This is a genomic window from Rhizobium sp. 01L419 (assembly GCF_056400025.1).
Map to the genome: position 1 here is coordinate 17,174 of NZ_JBFTSM010000026.1, position 19,455 is coordinate 36,628.

Consider the following 19,455-nt stretch of genomic DNA (forward strand, 5'->3'; position numbering starts at 1 on the left):
AAATACACTCTCGTGGGCTGAAACTCGGTAACAATGCGTCAGACGTATGCATTACACTCACTTGCGGCTGCAAAAGTGTCTCAGATTATTAGCCGTCGATGAAGTACGTTACTGTAAATTACAGAACCCTACGAGCGAACCTGAGGGTCAGTGGAATCTACCCGGGAATATATCGCCCGATTAAGGCGAGCTTGTTGTGCCGCAATCTGTAACCGACTTGTGGCGCATTCCAGCCGAAATCGCTGCTCTACTTGAGCAGTCGTCCTTATCAAGTCATATTTGGTTCGTTCCACTTAGCAGCGTTCACATCGTTTCGCGGCCCGCGCTTCTCTCCGGGATCGGCACTCGGCCCTCCCATGATGGGGTCCAGTAGATGATGTGGTCCAATCAATGCTGCATCCTGATGACGGATCATCGGTATAAACGCCGCCGCGAACTCACATCACCATCGTCCGCGAAGGACGTCTTCCGCCGCTACACGGAACTTGGAATGCAGGTTGCTCTTACTGTCGCTATCACGGACTATCACGCCGCCGCGGCGAAAGTTTTCTCCCCGCTCATCCAGCGGAACTCCGAGCCATCGACCTGACCGGTCTTGCGGGAGGCGAACGGCTTTCGGAGTTCCTGCTACAGCTGGTATGCCCTTCCTATGTTGGATGGGTCTGCCCGGCGACCCAAGAGCGGTCACCGTGTGAAACTTCGCGATTGCAAACCTCGCTGGCCAGGTTAGCTGGCATCGCGCCCCGACCAACAAGGTTGATCTGCCGATCGTGCCGTGTTTTGAAGGTGGAAGATCGGCGGTGGGGCTTTGACAACAGGAATGGCAGAACAGTTTGACATGTTTTCGGAGCAGGCTCCGTGCGACCATGTGGTCACGCGAAGCACCACCGAATCTGCCGAAACCGCCAAGCATGCCATCCCCATGAGTGAAGAGGACATGGTCCGACATCTGTCGGAGACTGGTCGATATCGGATCCTCACGAAACTCGTGCCACGCGCAATTGCGCCATTCGCCCGGCCAGCGTACCCCCTCAAGGGCATCATTCTCGACACCGAGACCACGGGCCTCAAAGCTGGCAATCATGAGATCATTGAGATTGGCGTGATCGCATTCACCTTCGATGCGACAGGAAATTTCGGTGACGTGACGGGCATCTACGGTGGACTTCAGCAGCCGAGCATTTCCATTCCTAGTGAGATCACCAGGCTCACCGGGATCACCAACGACATGGTCGCCGGGCAGTCAATTGATATGGCAGCGTTGCAGGCATTGATCGAGCCAGCCGATCTGCTGATCGCTCACAATGCCGGTTTCGACCGGCCCTTTTGCGAGGCGTTTTCTGACCTGTTTTCCGGCAAGGCCTGGGCTTGCTCCAACTCCGAGATCGACTGGTCGTCGCGGGGATATGAAGGGACCAAGCTCGCCTACCTGATCGGGCAGGCGGGCTACTTCCATGATGGTCATCGTGCTGTTGATGATTGCTTTGCTCTTCTGGAGGTTCTGGCTCGCGAGGTGGAGGGATCGGCTTCCACCGCTTTTGTCGAACTCTATGAAGCAAGCCAGAGGTCGCGTGTCCGGATCTTTGCTGAGAACAGCCCGTTCGATATGAAGGACCACCTGAAGGCGCGAGGCTATCGCTGGTCCGACGGAAGCGACGGCCGTCCCAAATCCTGGTGGATCGAGGTTGGTGAAGAAGCATTCGATGATGAACTCCGCTATCTCAGGGCCGAAATCTACTGCTATCCAGACGCCGATCCACCAACCAAACGCCTCACTGCTTTCGATCGGTTCCGGGCCTGATAGCTCAATTCAGCCCACCTTCGGGCTATACGTTGGTTCAACATCATATCGATCTTCGAGTTCTCGCCTAATTTCCGGAAGGCAGATCTGGAAAATCCGGAATTGATCCGTTTTCCCCCATACATGGCCTCCAGGCTCAAGTGATGTGGAGACGCTGTCGCGACAGGAGGCGAAAGCTTTTCTCGGGTTGTGAAGGCTTCGGTCCGGAGACGCCAGCCAGATCTGATTCAACCACGCCGACTGTAACTATATCGATGCCCCAACCATTCGATGCCTTCCCCGTTGGCCAAGGTGAAATATTGATCCTTGCTGTCAGAGTCCGGCCCATCGAACCGTGTCACCTGACGCATTCGCATAAGGGTCCCAGCACTTCCGCCATCGCTCCAAGCGGCGATCGGGAAGAAATCCAGATCGATCGTTTTACCGTCACCAGCATTCCGGCTCCAGGCGGGCATCAGGCCGACCGGATCCCGGATATCGAACGAGACATATTGCCATCGGGCTTCTACGCGGTCGAACGTCAGGAAATCGGTTCTTTGCACGGCCCGTCGCGAGATATCGTCCGCTGGCCGGATGATTTCCTGAAGCAGCGCACCCATCATGAAGCGTTCCGCCACAAGCCCTGTCGATGTCTCAGGCTCGGCGCCCGGTTTCGTCCAGCGGGTTTCGTTCAAATCCCACAGCCCGATCCGCCTCGCAATGCTCTTACCTTGGGATCCCAGCTCGTTCAGTTCAACGCCGTTGGTTGCGTCGGCACCCGATGCGATGGCAGCGGCGCCTGCTACTGCGGCACCGAAGAACGCTGTGGTCTTCATGAAATCTCGACGGTACATGGTTCACCTTTTCCGTTGTTCGATCAAAGAGAGAAGTCGACGACGATCTTGCCGAAAGCACCATGGGTGAGGTGGTCCAAAGCGTTCTGGAGATCCGCCAGGCCGTAGCGGGCGTCGATGATCGGCTTGATATGAAGGTCGTCGATCGCCCTCACAAGCTTTTCCTGCGCGCGACGATGGCCGACGGCGATCCCCTGAATGACAGGACCCTTTAAAAGGAGCGGGCCAACCGAGGCTGACAATTGCCCGCCTTCCAAAACGCCGATCATCGATATGCGGCCGCCCGGCGTGACGGCTTCGAGCGCCTTGGCCAGATGAGGACCGCCCACAATCTCGAGAATGTGGTCGACGCCGCGGTCCGACGTAATGTCGTAGACTTTACCGACCCAGTCCTCTCGCGTTCGGTTGATCACGAAATCGGCAAGGCCAAGCGCCTTCGCCCGTTCGAGCTTCTCGTCGCTTCCGGAAACGAGGATCACGGTCGCACCTTTTGCCTTGGCGATCTGCGCGCGAAGATCGCGACGCCGCCCGTTCCCTCGATCAGGACGGTCTGACCCTTCTCGACTCGGCCGAGTTCTTCGAGCGCGTACCAGGCGGTGAGCCCCGCGCAAGGAAGCGTGCTGGCTTCGACCTCATCGAGTGATGATGGGCCATTCGTCAGCCATGCCCCCGGAAAAGAGACGTATTCGCTCAAGACACCCGGATAGTGACCGCCAAGGGATTGGTAGTTTGGATGTCGACCCGACCCGAGAGGGCGACCATCTTTCCAGTCTGGAAAGAATGTCGAGATCACCCGATTTCCGACAGCGACGTTTTCAACTGACTTGCCGGCTTCGACAACCGTACCAGACATGTCCGATCCAATGGTGATTGGCAGGTTGAACGCGCCCCTTCGCCCGGCAATAACGTCCTGGTCGCGATAATTGAGTGCGACCGCATTGACCCTGACGAGCACCTCGTCTGCCCTCCACCATTGGGACTGGCACTTGTTCAAGGCTCAGTCCGTCCCGGCTGAAGGCTGATAGTTCCCAACGCATCATGAGGTTTTGCATGGATTTAATCCTTCCGATTTCCGATGACTGGAAGGTACCACCTCGGACGGCGCACCAGTTGCGCAGTTTTTGCTCGACTATGGTGCGTAGAACGCTACAATGATCTATGACGATTTCCATGAGCGACATCCCTGTTTTCGTCTCCGCGGTGGATACCGGAGGGTTTTCCGAAGCCGGGCGACGGCTGAACCTGTCACGCTCTTCGGTCGGAAGGGCGGTCGCCCGCCTTGAAGCAGGTCTGAATGTCCGGCTGTTCGACCGAACCACCCGCCATCAGAACGTCACGGCGGATGGGCAGCTTTTCTACGAGCATTGCCAGCGGGCGATGGCGGAACTTCGCGCTGTCGAGGCCGCGCTGGATTCGGGATCGAGCGCGCCGCGCGGAAAGCTTCGGGTGTCTATGCCTGTTCTCTTCGGTCGCATGTGTGTCGCTCCAATCCTCACCAGGCTTGCCAGAGAAAACCCCGACCTTGAGCTCGAACTCAGCTTCAGCGATCGTAAGGTCGATCTCCTGGAGGACGGCTTCGACCTCGCGATACGAAACGGTTCGCCGGGCAATGCCGCGGGTACGCGCATCCGTCGGGTCGGCCATGAGGAGACAATGCTCTATGCCGCGCCGGCCTACCTCGAAAGGCAAGGCGTTCCAGAAACCATCTCAGATCTCGACGCCCATGACACTGTGACGTATTCCCGCGCTGGGAGGGTACAGTCCTGGATGCTCGAGCAGGACGGTGCCCCCTATGAATTCAATCCTGTCTCCCGGCTCCGGTTTGACGACATCGACGCCATAGCAGACGCCGCGGCAGACGGTTTCGGACTGGCGTGGCTGCCGTACTGGCTCGTGAGGAAACGTGTCGAGGCTGGAGAGCTCGTGCCCGTGATGCGACAGATGCCTCCGCATGTGCACGAGGTCTGGGCTTTGTGGCCGGATGGCGCCCACCTGCCAACCCGGGTGCGGTCGGCCGTAGATGCACTCGTAACGGAGTTGCCGAAGCAAGCATCATCTTCGAACAGCGCTGGGAGGGATGATGCATGTATGTAAATGTATGTGCAGGAATGGTCGGAAACCTTCCATCCTTCCATACCGTGAAGGAATAAGATGGACCGGCTTTCCGAGCTCGAGGCGTTCCTTGCGGTCGTCGAGACGGGCGGCTTTACGGCAGCCGCCCGCAGAACGGGCACGTCGCAGCCGGCAGTCAGCAAAGCGATCAGTGCGCTCGAAAACCGTCTGGGCGTCGCACTCTTCAATCGCAGCACCCGAAACGTCACCTTGACGGATCAAGGACAAAGATACTTCGACAGGATGAAGCCCTTGCTCGAGGAGATCGACGACGCCAATCGCGAGGTCATAGGCAGCGCGGTCGACATGTCGGGGTCGATACGCATTGCTGTCCCCACCACCCTCGGTCGACTTCATATCCTGCCACTCATTCCGGATCTGCTGTCCAGATTTTCCAGGCTCAAAGTGGATCTGGTGCTATCAGATCTCATGCGGGACATGGTCGAGGATCGGGTCGATTTGGTGATAAGAGTGGGGTCTGTCGAAGAGCCCGATGCCGTTGTCAGACGGGTGGCAAAAACTCCTCTGGTATGCGTCGGATCTCGCCGGTATTTTGAAAAGCATGGTATTCCCACAAAGCCTGCCGACCTTGCAGATCACAATTGCCTCGTCTACGGCGGCTTCAAGGAGTCGGCGAATTGGCCGTTCGTCGGTCCAGAAGGTCACTTCAGCGTCGCAGTGCGCGGCAACCTTACCTCAAACAGCATTGAGACGATCCGTGCGGGTGTGCTTTCAGGCGTTGGGATCGGCATGTTCACCAAAGCATCCCTTGTTGGAGAGCTCTCGCATCCGGACGTGGTGACGATCCTCGGCGAATATGTTCAGGGCACAAGGGACATCAGCTTCGTCTGGCCGAAGCGTCGGCTGGTTTCTGCGCGGGTTCGGCACGTGACCGACTTCCTCGCCGCGTCGCTCGAAGCGCGGCTCTAGCGGCATTTTAACGCCTCGGTAATTTCCGGCAACAAGCATCGTAGTGTGAGAAAGTTCGACGCTATTTATTCCAATATAGCATCAATTACATTCTATTCGTCCGTATTATCGTGATTTTCGACATGCGCTACAAACAGTGATCGTCGCAATTCATCGAGAACACGATCATGAACATTTCGCTTGAAGGCCGCAAAGCAGTCGTCACCGGATCCACCGCGGGCATTGGCCGGGCGATCGCAGAAGGCTTGGCGCGGGCTGGCGCATCCGTGGTTATCAACGGTCGTAGCGAGGCGCGGGTCTCCACAGCGGTCGCTGAAGTCAAGGCGCTCTTCCCAGACATCGAGATCACCGGCGTCGTTGCGGATCTGGCCACTAAGGATGGCAGCGCGGTTCTTACAGCCCAAGCGCCTGATGCCGACATTCTTATCAACAACGCAGGCACAGCCAATCCCAAACCCTTCTCCGATCTTACAGATGAAGACTGGTTGGGCATGTTTCAGCTCAACGTCATGAGTGGCGTTCGTGCATCGCGCCATTACCTGCCGAGGATGACCGCGCGCGGCTGGGGGCGTGTCGTGTTCATCAGCAGCGAATCCGCACTCGCAATCCCAAAGGATATGATCGACTACGGCATGACCAAGACGGCGCAGTTGGCGATCTCGCGAGGTCTGGCGGAGACGGTTGCCGAGACGGGCGTGACGGTCAATTCGGTGCTTCCCGGTCCGACGAACTCTGAAATCATGTCGAACTGGATGGCGGGGACCGCTCGAGAGCAGGGCATCACCCGGGAAGAAGCAGAACAGCAATTCCTAAACGCCACGCGCCCGACGACGCTCATCAATCGGTTCACCAGCACGGAAGAGGTGGCCAACATGGTCGTCTATCTTTGCTCGGAGCAAGCATCAGGCACGACCGGGTCCGCCATGCGTGTGGACGGCGGCGTGCTTAGGCAGATCGCATAGCTTAATCAGACAAAGACCATTCAAGGAAGCTTATCATGACAACGGCACAGAGCGAGCTGAAGGGTTCGCAATCACCTTCCTATGATCTCACCGGAAAACGTGTGGTCGTCGTGGGTGGCAAAACAGGGATCGGGCTCGGCATCGCTCAGGCCGCTCACGCGGCGGGAGCGAGCGTAACGGTCGCCAGTCGGCGCTCGGATTCCGAAGCAGACCATCCAGAGCTGGCGCCCTTCGAGCAGCTAGTGCTCGACATTAGCGATGAGGACGCCGTTCGGGCTTCCTTTGATGCTATTGGCAATCTGGATCATTTGCTTGTCTCCGCGGGGCCGACCGATGGCAGCTGGGGTGCATTCATGGACGAAGACATGGGGGGTGTGCGCAGCTACGGCGATAGCAAGTTTCTCGGCTCCTGGGCATGTGCACGCTATGCTGTACCAAAACTTTCCTCCAATGGGTCGATCACCTTTATGACCGGTGGGATCGCTGCTCGTTCGAAGATTGGAATGACGAGCGTCACATCGACTTTTGCCGCAGTGGAGGCCCTGGCGCGCTCGCTGGCGCTCGAACTTGGCCCGATCAGGGTAAACGCCATTCGGCCTGGGTTCATCGATACCGAACTTTGGAACTTCCTTTCCGCGACAGACGCCGCTGATGTCCGCGAAAAGGTGCGCGCCAATTTCCCAGCGCGCCGGATCGGTCAACCGGCCGACGTGGGGCACGCTGCGGTGTTCCTGATGACCAACCCTTACGTTACAGGCACTGTGCTTGAGGTCTCCGGCGGCGAGCAACTCGTCGATTGGCAGTTCTGAGCGGTTCCTTGCCGTGTTCACATTCCAAAACCGAGACGGTTATCCTGGCGCATCATACCCGTGCCCCTTCGTCACCCATCACAATTACGGATTTGCCTGGAAGCCGGTTGCCGACTTCGAGATCGCTGATCAGGGCGATCGCCTCGGATAGGGGGCGGTGCGGTTGATCGGTATCGTGAACTGGCCGGCGGTGGCCAAATCGACGATCTTTTGCAGGATGGATGTGCTTAGCACGCCCCTGACGAAGCTGTGTCTCGATGAGATCAGCGATCTGATTGAATTGCCGACACTCGGATCGATGTCCGCCGCGATACCTGAGCGCTTGGTCAGGAAGGCCTCTTGCCCGGACGTCAGGCGGCCATGACAGTCGAAGACGACGTCGAACGCGCCCTTCAGGTGTTCCGGCAAGGGCTAGAGTGTAATCCAGCACCCCCGCCAGCTCCAATCGGCGAAACTGGCAAGGGACGAGGGCCCAACGCGCGCGGTGATGACTGCCCCGAACACTTTGGCGATGGCGATCGCCGCCTGTCCGACACCACAGGAGGCGCTGTAGATGAAGACCGACTGTCCCGGCTTGAGCTTACGGCCGTCCATCAGCGCGCGCCAGCGGTGACGCCGACATGCCGGTCGAAAGTTGCATTTGAACAGATGCCCTTCCTACACCAATATTGCCGTGATCGTGAAAAGGTTAGATTGAGCCTGTCGTCAGGTGAACGTATCGTTGCAGTGCAGTCTGTTGGGGAACACAATACGAATCGTACGCGCACGAATTGCACGCCACGGACGTTAAAGCCCCCCGCTTATAGTCAATGCCTGCTGGCCCAACCGCCCGCTCATCTCAGGAGGGGCACTTGACTAATGCCTACCGGCGGATTGACCTGAGATAGGCCGGAATCCTGACGGCTAGAATAAGTGCGCAGAAGTGCGCCGCCGATCCATGCGGGGAGATCGCGGAACATCCGAACGAATTGGTCGTTCATGTGCATGACCGCAGACCTGAAAGTGCTCCTAGAAAAACTTCGTGATCCTCGGCGGGTTTATCCGGATTTTGAGGACGGCTCCGGGGCGAGCAAAATTGCCGATATTCTGGAGAATGCACTAGTTAATCAGGCACCGACGAGCGTAATTGATTTGCTTAAGGCAGCCGCGGAAAATGTACTCTGCAGATCTCAAATGAAGAACTAATTTGCATGGTTCCGCTCTTTGCGTAAGCGGCAGTACGATCTGTTGCCATGCAATCGCCAACGCTACGCCGGGGGTACCTGCTCACGCTCGATGCGAGATTGGAGACTGCCTGCGCCAACCAGAACGATATCCGCGAAAACGCGTGGCTCTCGCCAAAAGAAGCCCGCCGAAGCGGGCTAGTTTCACAGGGATTTCGCACAGGTGGATCGCACGACGCCTGCTGGGGCGAGCAGAACGAAGTACGTCGCCGCGCGATCCTTGCGTACAACTTAGAGACGCGTGCAAAGTTCCGATGAGGCCGAGGAAAAACCTTACGGTGAGTACCGATTTCCCCACACCGCTGCAGCCCTCCGCGGCCCCCATCATCATACGCCAGGGGATAGGGTTTCAGTTCTCTGGGGAACAACATCAGCTGTGTTCGATGCCGCACGCGGCTTGCCACGATCTGCTGGCCTGGGCAGTCGTGCGCGCCCAGTGACAGGATGGTCTGTTTCATTCAACAGCCCATCTCTGAGAAGGAATGTAAGAACGTGCGGTGGTGGATACGAATTTGTGCCATGATTGTTCCGCGTTCTCCGGGCGTCGGCGTGGGAACGATCCGCCGCATCTATCGGACAGGCTCGCAAGCTCGTCCATCACTTGCGCGTCGTCACTCCCCTCCGTTGTTAAAGCGCCGGGAAGCCGGTGAATTCTCATCCAATACTTTTGGACTTTGCTCTTCAGCGCTCTGCTGTTCGGCGAACAGCGACCACGCCGCGATAAACAAGGCGGCGATCAGGGGGCCAATGACGAAGCCATTGATGCCGAACAGGGAGATGCCGCCGACTGTCGAGATCAGCACGACGTAGTCGGGCAGCCGCGTTCCCTGGCCGACCAACGGCGGGCGCAGCAGATTGTCGATCAGCCCAATCACGAATACGCCGACGACGACGAGGATCGATGCTTTCAGCCAGGCCCCCATGAGGACCAGCCAGATGGCGGCCGGAACCCATACGAGCGCCGCGCCAATTGCGGGCAGCATCGACAGGAATGTCATCGTCACACCCCATAGCAAGGCGGCTTCAATCCCCACAGCCCAGAATGCCACGCCACCGATCATGCCCTGGACGATCGCGATGATGATGTTTCCCTTGACGGTGGCGCGAACGACAGCGGAAAACTTGTCGAGAAACTGCCGCGTATAGTCATCGCTCAACGGGATTGCATGTCGGATCTTGCCGCTGAGGTCCGCGCCATCCCTGAACATGAAGAAGAGTAGATAAAGCATGATCCCGAAGCTGATAAAGAACTGCAGCGTGTTCTGACCAAAACTGAGCAGGCTGCCGCCGACCGAGCGGCTTGCCTGCACGACGCCCGAGGAGATGTTCCCGCGCAGTTCCGAAAAACCGCCTAGCTTCAGTGAGGTCAACCAATTGTCGATGAAGGCGGGGAGGGCATTCTGGATCCGGACCAGGTATCCATTGAGATCGATTTCGTTGCTGCTGATCCGTTGGTAGAGGCTGGTTCCTTCCTGGATAAGAGAGCCGAGAATGATCATTGCCGGTACGATGACGAGGCATATGCACATCAACACCGTCAGCAGGGCGGCAATGCTGCGGCGGCCCCCTAACAAACGCTCCAGTCGCTTGTGAACGGGAAAGAAGATGATCGCGAGGATGACGGCCCAAAAGACAGCGGTGTAATAGGGGATAAGCAGCCAGATGAACGCGATCGTCACCAGCGCCAGAAGGACGTAAAAGCTCGTACGCTGAATTGACATGTCTGCCTTGTTCCTGACCGGCTCTTTCCCTGCTATCTATACAAGAGAATTTGGCACAAGACAGCTTCGGCGCCCGAGGGCTCCTTTATGCCGTGGGAATCCTAAAGTCGCCCGAAAGCATAACTGCCATTGCGTCTGCGATGGTATGATTGCTGTATGGCTTTGAAAAGAACCGGCTTCCCTTAGGAAGGCTGGTCTAATCGAGTATTGCCTTGCCGGAAGCGACGATCAACTTCACCGGCGGCCATCGATTGCGGATGTAGTGGGATAGCTTGATGCCGTCCATCGTTCCCGGCATCTGTACGTCGGTGAACACCAGGTCGATGTCGGCTCTCGATTCCAGGATACGAATTGCCTCGTCGGCGTTGCTCGCCTCAAGCACCTCGTAGCCTGCAGATTGCACCAGGTCGACGGCGCCCATTCGAATGATCGCGCTGTCTTCGACCACCAGGACGACCGCCTTGCCATTAAACATTTGTCGCTCGATTTTCGTGTGAGCCGGGAAAGCCCTGGCTCAAATTAGCGTTTCAGTGAGTAATACGTTCCTATGCCGCCACCGGAATTCTAGTTCGGCGGTCGGCGTCGCCGCGATGACTGATTGTCACTGCGGTTCCGGGGCTTGCATCGCTCAGCTGGATCTCGCCCTGTAGATTCCTTGCCAGCGCTTCGACGATGCCGGTGCCGAGGCCGGCCTTGGGTGCGTCGCTACCGGGTTCGGCCGCCGCACGCCGAGATCGCTCTCTGAAGAGGAAAGACAGTTGAACACGACAGGCCCAACATTCGCAGAACTCGGGCACCCTGAGCGACAGGCCGTTCTCGAACGGCTTGCAGTCACGGTTGAGCGCACTGCTCGTTGGGCGGAGGAGGGCGCTGGCATCGCTGGTTTTGGGGAACCTTGAGTTGGGTCGTTCAGAAATCCTGCCCCCGGACCAAAGTCCGATGCGTGGAACAGAGTGCATAATCGACCGTTCTTTGGCTGCGGTCGGTTGGCCGCATCACAAAGGAGGATGAGATGTTTCACAAGATCGTCACAGGTGCGGTCGTTTCGGCAGCCCTGATGTCGGGTGCAGCTTTCGCCCAGTCGTCCACCGTCAATGGGGCTGTAGGCGGGGCAGTCACCGGCGCGATTGTCGGCGGTCCGGTCGGTGCAGCAGTCGGCGGTGTGACTGGCGCAATCGTCGGCGCAGTAGTTGATCCGTCGCCGCAGAAGGTCGTCACCTATGTCCAGGAAGCCCCGGCTCCGTCGACCCGCGTCGTCATCGAGGAGAAGGTGGTAGTCGGCCAGCCACTGCCGCAAACGGTGGTCGTGACGCCGGTTCCGGAGAACCCGAATTATGCCTATGCGATCGTGAACGACGAGCGCGTCATCGTCGAGCCATCTTCCCGCAAGGTCATCCAAGTCATCAACTGACCAGGTCGGTCTTCTTCGAAACAAGTAGGAATATGGGATCATGAAGGCCATCGCTTCCCTTGCGTTCGGTATAGCTAGTTCTATCGGCGTGTGCATTGCTGCCTGCTCAGTCGCCTCCGTTGTGCTGGCCGATCCCGAGACCCGCACGGTCGGGAGCCTCTCGTCACCAGATCTCTGGACGACGAAACCCGTACGCGTCGACGTTGCCAGTCAGAATTACGAGCGCGTCCCCGCAGCTTTTTCCAGCTATGTCACCGACGTGCCGAAGCCCGCGATCACGCCTCGTATCCATGCGGCTGTGCCACCGGAACCGGAGCCGCCGATGCCACAGCTGTCGGCCGAGCACCTCGAATGGTGCGCAGACCATTACCGATCGTTTGATCCCGCCACCAACAGCTACCGGGCCTATAGCGGACAGACAAAAGCCTGTACCTCGCCGTTTACCGCGTCTATGACGACGGCCGTATCGGCTCCGAGGCTAGAGGAAGTCGGGGCAGTCGGGGCAGCAGACGGTGCCGCGGCGGCGGCATGCGCGGCCCGGTACCGGTCCTATCGCGCAGAGGACAACAGCTACCAGCCCTATGATGGCCCCCGCAGAGCCTGTGTCCCTCCGGCTCGTCAGGTCGTCGCCTCGGCCGCCTATTGAAGCAGCATGCCCGGCGGCTGAGCGCGGTGATCACACAGCCGCTCCGTGCTCAGGGAGCCGTCGTTTCTGTCGTTTTCCTGATTAAGGCCACGGTCCTCAAACCGCCAAATGCATCGCCGATAGAGCCTTGGTCGAAGAATTCTTCGCCAATCGTGGCGGCAAGTGCGGAGCCCTCGGCGGCGATCTGGGCGCGTTTCAGGCCATGAAATCAGAGCTGGAGCCGAGGCTTTTTTGTAAAGAGCGAGCCAGAATGGCGCCCCTGGACGCGTCAGTCTGACGCGGCCGAACAGCGGGTTTGCTATATGACAAGGCGCGCAGCACGCCCGTTCTTTCGCTCCGCATTATTGTAATAGCTTGCCGCCTGGGTGACCGATTTGTGCAGGGATTGCTGCATCGCCTCCACAGAACCGCAGCGTGGTTGGTATCAATCCCGTCAAGGCGACCATGCAGCCAGCATCGCAAACTGGTGCTATTTCGCCTCGGAACTCGGCTTGGGTCTAATTCTCCCGCTGGGGACGAGAGCCATCGTCCATTGCTTTCGCCACCTGTCCATCGGGGCATCTTGCCAATTTTAACTGCTGCAATAACACAACGGAAACGGGCAGCGTGCTAGGGTCAATTGACGTCGACGTGTAATGTCAGGGGGCAGGATGCAGGCTTTTATTTGTATCCTCGATCGCCTCGCTCTTAGCTGCTTTTTCTTGAACCTGAATGAGTCCGTTCTCGGGTTTGAAACCATCCTGGGCTTGATCCGCTCGCCATCTGAAATTATCGCGCGGGGATTTGGCGAGTTCTTGGTCTTTCGGGGCCTCGCCCTTTTGGCGGGAGTTCCGGTGTGGTTCTTAACGCAGAAGTTGAGAAGCCCCAACCTCGGTATTGCTTCGTCAGCATTCGCGACGGTCCTGCTTGTCGTGCTCGCGCTGATAGGCCTTCATCATCCTGATCTTCCTCTAGAAAATATTGGATTGCGCGGAACCCTATCGGACAATGCTCTTTAAGCGCGTTCGCCTCCTCGCCTTTCTGCGATTGAAAAACCGGTCAATTCCCGGCACCAAGGGGACGCGCTGCAGGTCAGTATTGGGTCCGACGAGTGCCATCGGTCGCAACGCCGACCCAAATCCGGAACACGCGGCGACGGGGCGGTCCCGCGCCGGCTGATCATCATCGTGTCAGGTTTTCAAAGGCTGCATAAGAACAATTCGTCGCATTTCTAGTCAGATATTCGTCTCGCTCGTTGAAGGACTACGGAGCGACCGTCATGAATAGGATCAGAAGTCTGGTGACTGCCACGGCCTTCGCCGTCGTGGCCCTTGGCGTTTCGGCGGCATAGGCCGAAAACGTCAAAAACATCGTTCTCGTGCATGGAGCCGTTGCGGATGCCTCGACATTCCGCGCACTCTTCGAAATCCTGGAGAAGGACGGCGCAATGTGTCGATGGTGCAGGAGCCGATAACCTCTCTCGAGGACGGTGTCGCTGCGACCGACCGAGCCCTTCAACTGCAGGATGTTCTCGCCTGTGCGGTCACGCCCCTGATGTTGAAAACCGACGAAAATCCGGAAGGATTACCGTTAGAGGCGTTTGACGGAATCCGCAAAAGCACGGCGCTTGATCGATCGCAGTTCTTCAGAAATCTGGCGCTGCCCTTCTATGGTTTCAATCGCGAGGGGGCGACGATCAACGAGAGCCTTCCCGAATCCCTCTGGCTGATGGGCGGCATCAAGCGTGAGTACGACTGCATCCGCGAATTTTCCGAGATCGACTACACACAAGACCTGAGGAGGATCGACAAGCCGACAGACGCGCGCTGGCCGTAATGCGTCGCCATCAGATCGCCGGGAATAGCGATTGGGAATCGGCATCTCGTTCGTCAACCGTAGCAGTTCGTTTCTTCTCACTCCTGCGACAGGTATGCTTTCAGTCGCAGGTTTAGCTGTATGCCGGAAGGCGCGGGTTGATCGGTGCTGCGCCAAGTTCCGATCGGTCAAGGCGGCGCGGGCGGGACCATTCCTTGCGGGCGGTTTCGCTCAGAACGAGACCGTGCCCGGGCCGGGCCGGAGCATAGGCGAAGCCGTTGGTGATTTCGATCGGCTGCTCGACGAGATGATCGAAATTCTGGAACGAATATTCCAGCCATTCGACTTCCGGAAGCGCGGCGGCCATGTGAACGCCGACCTCCAGGAACGTATTCCCCAGACTGACCGGAATGCCAAGCTCGGCGGCGAGCCATCCGATCCGCATGACGTCCGTGACTTGACCGTGAACATTGAGCAGGTCGGTGCCGAAATTCTCCATCAGGAGCCGCTTGCCGTTTGCGTCCAGATATTCGCCGCTGTTGATTTGCGTCCAGTTGACGGCGTGACGGAGCGTGCGAAGGCCCTCGAAGTCGTGTCGCAGGATCGGATCCTCCGCCCAAAGGAGTTCGTGGCCCGCATCGCGGATCGCCGTCAGTTTGACAAGCGCTTCCTTGGAATTCCAGGCTTCGTTCGGATCGATCATGATCTGCGACCCGGCCGGGACGACCTCCTTCAGCAGATCGAGCCGACGCATGTCCCGCCGGAAGTCGGGATGGCCGACCTTGATCTTGAACGCTTCATAGCCAAGGCTGGCCGCATGCGAAAAAAGCGCGCAGAATGCAGCGTCGCTCAGGTGGAAATCGAGGCCGCTGGCATAGGCACGCACCCGGTCGCGACGGCTTCCCAGGAGCTTGTGCAGGGGCAAGTCCGCCTCTTTGGCGGCAAGGTCCCAGAGGGCGACTTGAAGAGCTTCATGAAACGGCAGCGAAAAGGCACGCTGGTTTCCACCGCGCGGGCGACTGACACGATGAACCACGCCGATCGCCTCCTGTCCGACGATGCCGGGCCAGACTTCATGTTTGAAGACCGCCTCTATCTCCGCCTGATCCGGCAGAGGGTGGAAGAGCGTCTGAATGAAACCCAGTCCGATCTTGCCGCTTTCGCCGATGAGTTCCAGCGCCGCCACGTTGACATCGTCAGCGCGGACCTGACTGTCGCCGATTACCCTGTCGCGGGCGAATTGAAATCGGGTTATACGAAATCCGGAAATGGGCATAAAAGTGCTTTCTGATCGCTTTACATGGATAACTGATCTATCAGAGGTAATATCGGATCGATGAAAAAATCGCAAGAGCGTAGATCGAAACCAGCGACCCCGGACATATCTGCGCCGCGGCTGAGCGATGTCGCCTACGAGCGAATCCTCGAAAGCCTGTTCGAGCGCAAGGTGCCGGTCGGCGCGTTCATTTCACAGAGCGAGCTGTCGGCGATCGTCAGCGTGCCGGTCGCGCCGTTGCGCGACGCGCTACGCATGCTTGAGGCCGAAGGCATCCTGACGATCCATCCTCGTTCCGGCATCCAGTTTGTGCGGCCTGGCCTCGAGCTGACCCGTGCGACCTTTCAATTCCGCGCGATCGTCGAGCGTTCAGCTGTTCGCGCATTCGCCGAGGAGGCCGGTGAGGACACGATGAACAGTCTGGAAGTCCGCCATTCCAGGCTATTGCGCAAGGTTGAGAAGGATGGAATGACGCCTGAGCACCTCGCGGAAATGGACAGGCTTGAGCTGGATCTTCATGGTCAGATCATCGCGATTTTGCGCAATCCTCTGATCGATATCGCCTATCGCCGAATGCACAATTACCTGCGCCTGCTGCGGCTGGACCGCAAGATGACGCCGCCGATCCTGATGCGGACCCTGAGAGAGCACCTGGACATCCTCGAAGCGTGTTCCTCAAGGGATGCCGATGCCGCCGAGAGGGCGCTTCAAGCGCATTTCCAGGCCGCGATAAACCGCAATCTCGGCTTGGCCTGATTCCAGGGTTTTCCCCTGGGGCAACTCGGCTATTGCCGCGAAATCAAAAGGCTGCTATCTCCGACTGATCGATCAGATCACAATTCTGATATCTGGGAGGATGAGAAATGCAGATCACGAAACGCGAATTTCTTGTTGCGACGGCGGCTCTGGCGCTCGCCAGCGGCGTCCGCTCCGCGAGTGCGGCCACGGCGATCAGCTACTGGCATCATTTTGCCAGCCAGTCGGAAGTCGCGGGTCTGATGAAGATTATCGAGCTCTTCGGCAAGTCCCACCCGGACATTACGGTCACTCAGGAAAGCATCCCGAACTCGGAATACATGGCCAAGGTATCGTCCGCCGTCGTGGCCGGCGGGCGGCCTGATACCGGGATGGTGATCGCCGAACGTTTTGCCGATCTCACGGCGATGGGTGCGCTCACCGACATCTCCGAACGCGTTAACGGGTGGAAGGGAAAAGCCAATCTTCCAGAAAACCGATGGACCGGCATGTCCCAGGATGGTGCGATCTACGCCGTTCCCGCCTATGCGTTCGTCGACTGGATGTACTATCGAAAGGACTATTTCGAGGAGGCCGGCCTGTCCGGACCGCCAAAGACTTTCGAGGAATTCGTCACCGTTTGCCAGAAGCTCACCGACCCGGCAAAAGGCCGCTTTGCCTTCGGCATGCGGGGCGGAGCCGGCGCTTTCAAGTATGTCATCGATGTCATGGAGGCCTTCGGGTCGCCGATCGTTAAGGACGGACAGGCGGCGATCGACAAGAGCGCTGCGGTCGAGGCAATCACCTTCTATTCAAATCTCTTCCTTAAGGACAAGGTTGTTCCTCCGAGTGCTCCGAACGACAGCTATCGTCAGATCATGGAAGGTTTTCGCACTGGCCAGACGGCGATGGTGTGGCACCATACCGGATCGCTGATCGAAATTTCGGCTGCCTTGAAGCCTGGGGTACAGTTCGCCACAGCGCCGATGCCGGCGGGACCGAAGACGCATATCGCCAGAGTGGCCTATGCCGGAAACGGCATCATGAAGGACGACAATATTGACGCTGCCTGGGACTGGATCAGCTTCTGGGGCGAAAAGGATGCGGCGATAGCCTTGCTGGAGGCGACCGGCTATTTCCCGGCATCGACCGCCGCGCTCGACGACGAGCGGATCAAGTCCAACCCGATCTATCAGGCGGCCTCGCAGACGCTCGACTTCGGCCGGCTGCCGAACAGCTTCGTGGGTGCTGCCGGCTGGTCGGAAAATGTGGTCAATCCTTCCTTCCAGTCCGTACTCACGGGTCAACTCACTTCCGAACAGGCCGTCGATCGCATGATCGAGGGTCTGGAAACCGCCCTCCGGTGATGAAACTGACGTGGCGACGAAACGTCGACGCGTCCGAGAGGACGGCCTGTGCCGTGAAAACATGAAATCAGTCTTGCACCGCGGTCCAGTCGCCAAGCTCGGTGATCTTTCTGAAACACGCTATTGGGTCTACCTCCTGCTGTTTCCGAGCCTGATCCTGCTTTTGCTGGTCGTCGCCTATCCGACTCTCTACGGCTTCGTCATCAGCGTAAGGGAAATGCGCCTCACCCGGCCGGCCCTCAACGGCTGGGTCGGGGCCAGGCATTACATCGCGATGATGTCGGATCGCGTCTTCTGGATCTCGTTGAAAAACACGGCGATCTGGGTGACTGCGGCAATCGCGATCGAGGTGACGCTCGGGTTCATCGCCGCGGTGGCCCTGAACCGCAATGTGCCGGGCACAAAACTCTTCGGCGTTTTGATCCTGCTTCCTTATTTCCTGCCCAACGTCGTTGCGGGCCACATGTGGGCACTTCTGCTGGATCCGCGGCTGGGAGTCATCAACGACCTGCTTGTGCGAATTGGTGTGTTGAGCACCTACAAGGCGTGGTTCGCCGAGCCCGCCACGGCCTTGGCGGCGACCATTCTCGTGGAGGCATGGCATGGCTTTCCGTTTTTCGCACTGTTGTTTCTGGCCGGGCTGAAGGGCATACCCGAGGATCTCTACAAGGCGGCCGCCGTCGATGGCGCAGGGCCGGTTCGGCAGTTCCGGCTGATCACCGTGCCGATGCTGCGGACAGTGATCACTGCCGCCGTCATCCTGCGGGTGATCAGCCTGGTGAACTCACCGGATCTGCTGCTCGTCCTGACCGGTGGCGGGCCAGGTAACGCCACCCAGGTCTTGTCGCTCTATGCGTTCCAGACCGCCTATCGCGAATTCAACTTCGGATATGCCGGTGCGCTCTCGGTCGTCATGTTCGTCATCCTCATGGTGTTCGCGAGCCTCTACATCAGATTCACGCAGGTCACGAAAGAATGACAATGTTCAAGACCAGCCGTGGTCGCCGCCTAATGGCCGACATCCTGACCTATATCGTCCTCTTCACGATGACGATTTTCTGCCTCGGACCGATCGTCTGGATGTTCTTGACCTCGTTGAAGAACGAAGCGGACATCGTGACATCCCAGATGCAGTACATTCCCCGGTCCATCACCTTTCAGAATTATCGCGCGATCTGGACCCAGTCGAACTTCCCCGTCCTGATCACCAACAGCTTCGTGGTGACGGCGATAACCGTGGCGATCTGCGTCGTGACCGGAACGTTGGCAGCCTATGCTTTCTCACGGCTATCCTTCAGAGGACGCGACAGACTGATGCTGAGCTATCTGCTCGTTCGCATGTTCCCCGCCGTGATGGTGATCATTCCGCTCTTCGTGATGATGCGGACGGTCGGTCTGGTAGATAGCCGCTTCGGCTTGGCGCTCGCCTATACGAGCTTCCTGCTTCCCTTGTTCGTCTGGATGCTCAAAGGCTTTTTCGACGCCGCTCCGAAAGAGTTGGAAAGCGCTGCCCGTATCGACGGGTCCACTCGTTTGGGCGCCATGGGGCGTATCATCTTGCCCCTGGCGCGAAACGGCCTGGTCGCGAGCTCGGTGTTCATCGCCATCGCGGCCTGGAACGAGTTCATTTTCGCACTGATGCTGACGACAGGGCAGGGGTCGCGGACCTGGCCCGTCGGCCTGCAATTGATGGTCGGGGAGTTCCAGTTGCCGTGGGGCGTGCTCGCTGCCGGCGGCATCCTCAGCATCCTGCCTGTTGTCGTCCTGTTCGCCATCGTCCAGCGCACGATGGTTCAGGGACTCACGGCGGGCGCGGTTAAGGGTTAAGGGCAGTA

16 protein-coding genes and 5 pseudogenes are annotated in these 19,455 nt (G+C 58.4%); 13 read left to right on the top strand and 8 right to left on the bottom strand.

Annotation, left to right across the window (positions count from 1 at the left end; translation table 11 throughout):
• The first annotated feature begins 820 nt into the window (after positions 1 to 820).
• Entirely contained in the window at positions 821 to 1,801 is a 981-nt protein-coding gene (locus tag AC1DUP_RS33435; protein WP_162748530.1) for a 3'-5' exonuclease, read from the top strand.
• A gap of 227 nt (positions 1,802 to 2,028) precedes the next feature.
• Here the strand turns inward: AC1DUP_RS33435 and AC1DUP_RS33440 are convergent, their stop codons facing one another.
• Positions 2,029 to 2,616 carry a hypothetical protein gene (locus AC1DUP_RS33440; protein WP_162765518.1) on the bottom strand — a complete coding sequence of 196 codons (588 nt, stop codon included), beginning with the start codon at positions 2,614 to 2,616 and terminating at the stop codon, positions 2,029 to 2,031.
• 41 nt (positions 2,617 to 2,657) lie between these two features.
• Positions 2,658 to 3,686, bottom strand: a pseudogene (locus AC1DUP_RS33445) (zinc-dependent alcohol dehydrogenase family protein).
• A 106-nt stretch (positions 3,687 to 3,792) separates the two neighbouring features.
• On the opposite strand from AC1DUP_RS33445, the gene AC1DUP_RS33450 reads away from it, so the two are divergent.
• The 4 genes from AC1DUP_RS33450 to AC1DUP_RS33465 all read left to right on the top strand — a co-directional run bounded on the left by AC1DUP_RS33450 (position 3,793) and on the right by AC1DUP_RS33465 (position 7,447).
• On the top strand, positions 3,793 to 4,728 hold the full coding sequence (locus AC1DUP_RS33450; RefSeq protein WP_113309777.1) for a LysR family transcriptional regulator: 936 nt from the start codon (positions 3,793 to 3,795) through the stop codon (positions 4,726 to 4,728).
• A gap of 57 nt (positions 4,729 to 4,785) precedes the next feature.
• Complete coding sequence (locus AC1DUP_RS33455; RefSeq protein ID WP_113309778.1) at positions 4,786 to 5,676, top strand: LysR family transcriptional regulator; 891 nt, start codon at positions 4,786 to 4,788, stop codon at positions 5,674 to 5,676.
• Positions 5,677 to 5,843: 167 nt separating this feature from the next.
• Positions 5,844 to 6,638: an SDR family oxidoreductase gene (locus tag AC1DUP_RS33460; RefSeq protein ID WP_113309779.1), complete on the top strand. Its 795-nt coding sequence runs from the start codon at positions 5,844 to 5,846 to the stop codon at positions 6,636 to 6,638.
• 35 nt (positions 6,639 to 6,673) lie between these two features.
• Complete coding sequence (locus AC1DUP_RS33465; RefSeq protein WP_113309780.1) at positions 6,674 to 7,447, top strand: SDR family oxidoreductase; 774 nt, start codon at positions 6,674 to 6,676, stop codon at positions 7,445 to 7,447.
• Positions 7,448 to 7,576: 129 nt separating this feature from the next.
• Here AC1DUP_RS33465 and AC1DUP_RS33470 read toward each other — a convergent pair whose 3' ends face one another.
• The 4 genes and pseudogenes from AC1DUP_RS33470 to AC1DUP_RS33485 all read right to left on the bottom strand — a co-directional run.
• Positions 7,577 to 7,855: an MDR/zinc-dependent alcohol dehydrogenase-like family protein gene (locus tag AC1DUP_RS33470; RefSeq protein ID WP_162748531.1), complete on the bottom strand. Its 279-nt coding sequence runs from the start codon at positions 7,853 to 7,855 to the stop codon at positions 7,577 to 7,579.
• A gap of 1,426 nt (positions 7,856 to 9,281) precedes the next feature.
• Positions 9,282 to 10,391: an AI-2E family transporter gene (locus AC1DUP_RS33475; RefSeq protein ID WP_477836857.1), complete on the bottom strand. Its 1,110-nt coding sequence runs from the start codon at positions 10,389 to 10,391 to the stop codon at positions 9,282 to 9,284.
• An 85-nt stretch (positions 10,392 to 10,476) separates the two neighbouring features.
• Positions 10,477 to 10,866: pseudogene (locus AC1DUP_RS33480) on the bottom strand (response regulator).
• Positions 10,867 to 10,936: 70 nt separating this feature from the next.
• Positions 10,937 to 11,101, bottom strand: a pseudogene (locus tag AC1DUP_RS33485) (histidine kinase); the annotation flags it as partial.
• Positions 11,102 to 11,403: 302 nt separating this feature from the next.
• Between AC1DUP_RS33485 and AC1DUP_RS33490 the strand changes: the two are divergent.
• Both AC1DUP_RS33490 and AC1DUP_RS33495 read left to right on the top strand, forming a co-directional pair.
• The gene (locus tag AC1DUP_RS33490) at positions 11,404 to 11,802 is read left to right on the top strand and encodes a DUF1236 domain-containing protein (protein ID WP_113309785.1); all 399 of its coding nucleotides are present in this window, start codon (positions 11,404 to 11,406) and stop codon (positions 11,800 to 11,802) included.
• A 40-nt stretch (positions 11,803 to 11,842) separates the two neighbouring features.
• Positions 11,843 to 12,448, top strand: coding sequence for a BA14K family protein (locus tag AC1DUP_RS33495; protein WP_113309786.1), 606 nt, complete (start codon positions 11,843 to 11,845; stop codon positions 12,446 to 12,448).
• 298 nt (positions 12,449 to 12,746) lie between these two features.
• On the opposite strand, the pseudogene AC1DUP_RS33500 reads toward AC1DUP_RS33495, so the two are convergent.
• Positions 12,747 to 12,848, bottom strand: a pseudogene (locus tag AC1DUP_RS33500) (integrase); the annotation flags it as partial.
• A 250-nt stretch (positions 12,849 to 13,098) separates the two neighbouring features.
• On the opposite strand from AC1DUP_RS33500, the gene AC1DUP_RS33505 reads away from it, so the two are divergent.
• Both AC1DUP_RS33505 and AC1DUP_RS33510 read left to right on the top strand, forming a co-directional pair.
• Positions 13,099 to 13,446, top strand: coding sequence for a hypothetical protein (locus AC1DUP_RS33505; protein WP_113309787.1), 348 nt, complete (start codon positions 13,099 to 13,101; stop codon positions 13,444 to 13,446).
• A gap of 508 nt (positions 13,447 to 13,954) precedes the next feature.
• Positions 13,955 to 14,245: pseudogene (locus AC1DUP_RS33510) on the top strand (alpha/beta fold hydrolase); the annotation flags it as partial.
• A gap of 130 nt (positions 14,246 to 14,375) precedes the next feature.
• Here the strand turns inward: AC1DUP_RS33510 and AC1DUP_RS33515 are convergent.
• Positions 14,376 to 15,518 carry a mandelate racemase/muconate lactonizing enzyme family protein gene (locus AC1DUP_RS33515; RefSeq protein WP_477836858.1) on the bottom strand — a complete coding sequence of 381 codons (1,143 nt, stop codon included), beginning with the start codon at positions 15,516 to 15,518 and terminating at the stop codon, positions 14,376 to 14,378.
• 60 nt (positions 15,519 to 15,578) lie between these two features.
• Here AC1DUP_RS33515 and AC1DUP_RS33520 point away from each other — a divergent pair, with 60 nt between their 5' ends.
• The 4 genes from AC1DUP_RS33520 (at position 15,579) to AC1DUP_RS33535 (ending at position 19,447) form a co-directional block, all read left to right on the top strand.
• A complete protein-coding gene (locus AC1DUP_RS33520) occupies positions 15,579 to 16,274 on the top strand; it encodes a GntR family transcriptional regulator (RefSeq protein WP_113309788.1) in 696 nt (231 codons plus the stop codon).
• Between the two features lie 107 nt (positions 16,275 to 16,381).
• Complete coding sequence (locus tag AC1DUP_RS33525) at positions 16,382 to 17,620, top strand: ABC transporter substrate-binding protein (protein ID WP_113309789.1); 1,239 nt, start codon at positions 16,382 to 16,384, stop codon at positions 17,618 to 17,620.
• A 61-nt stretch (positions 17,621 to 17,681) separates the two neighbouring features.
• Positions 17,682 to 18,599, top strand: coding sequence for a carbohydrate ABC transporter permease (locus tag AC1DUP_RS33530; protein WP_113309790.1), 918 nt, complete (start codon positions 17,682 to 17,684; stop codon positions 18,597 to 18,599).
• The gene (locus tag AC1DUP_RS33535; RefSeq protein ID WP_477836859.1) at positions 18,596 to 19,447 is read left to right on the top strand and encodes a carbohydrate ABC transporter permease; all 852 of its coding nucleotides are present in this window, start codon (positions 18,596 to 18,598) and stop codon (positions 19,445 to 19,447) included. Before AC1DUP_RS33530 ends, AC1DUP_RS33535 begins: the two co-directional genes overlap by 4 nt.
• Positions 19,448 to 19,455 lie beyond the last annotated feature (8 nt).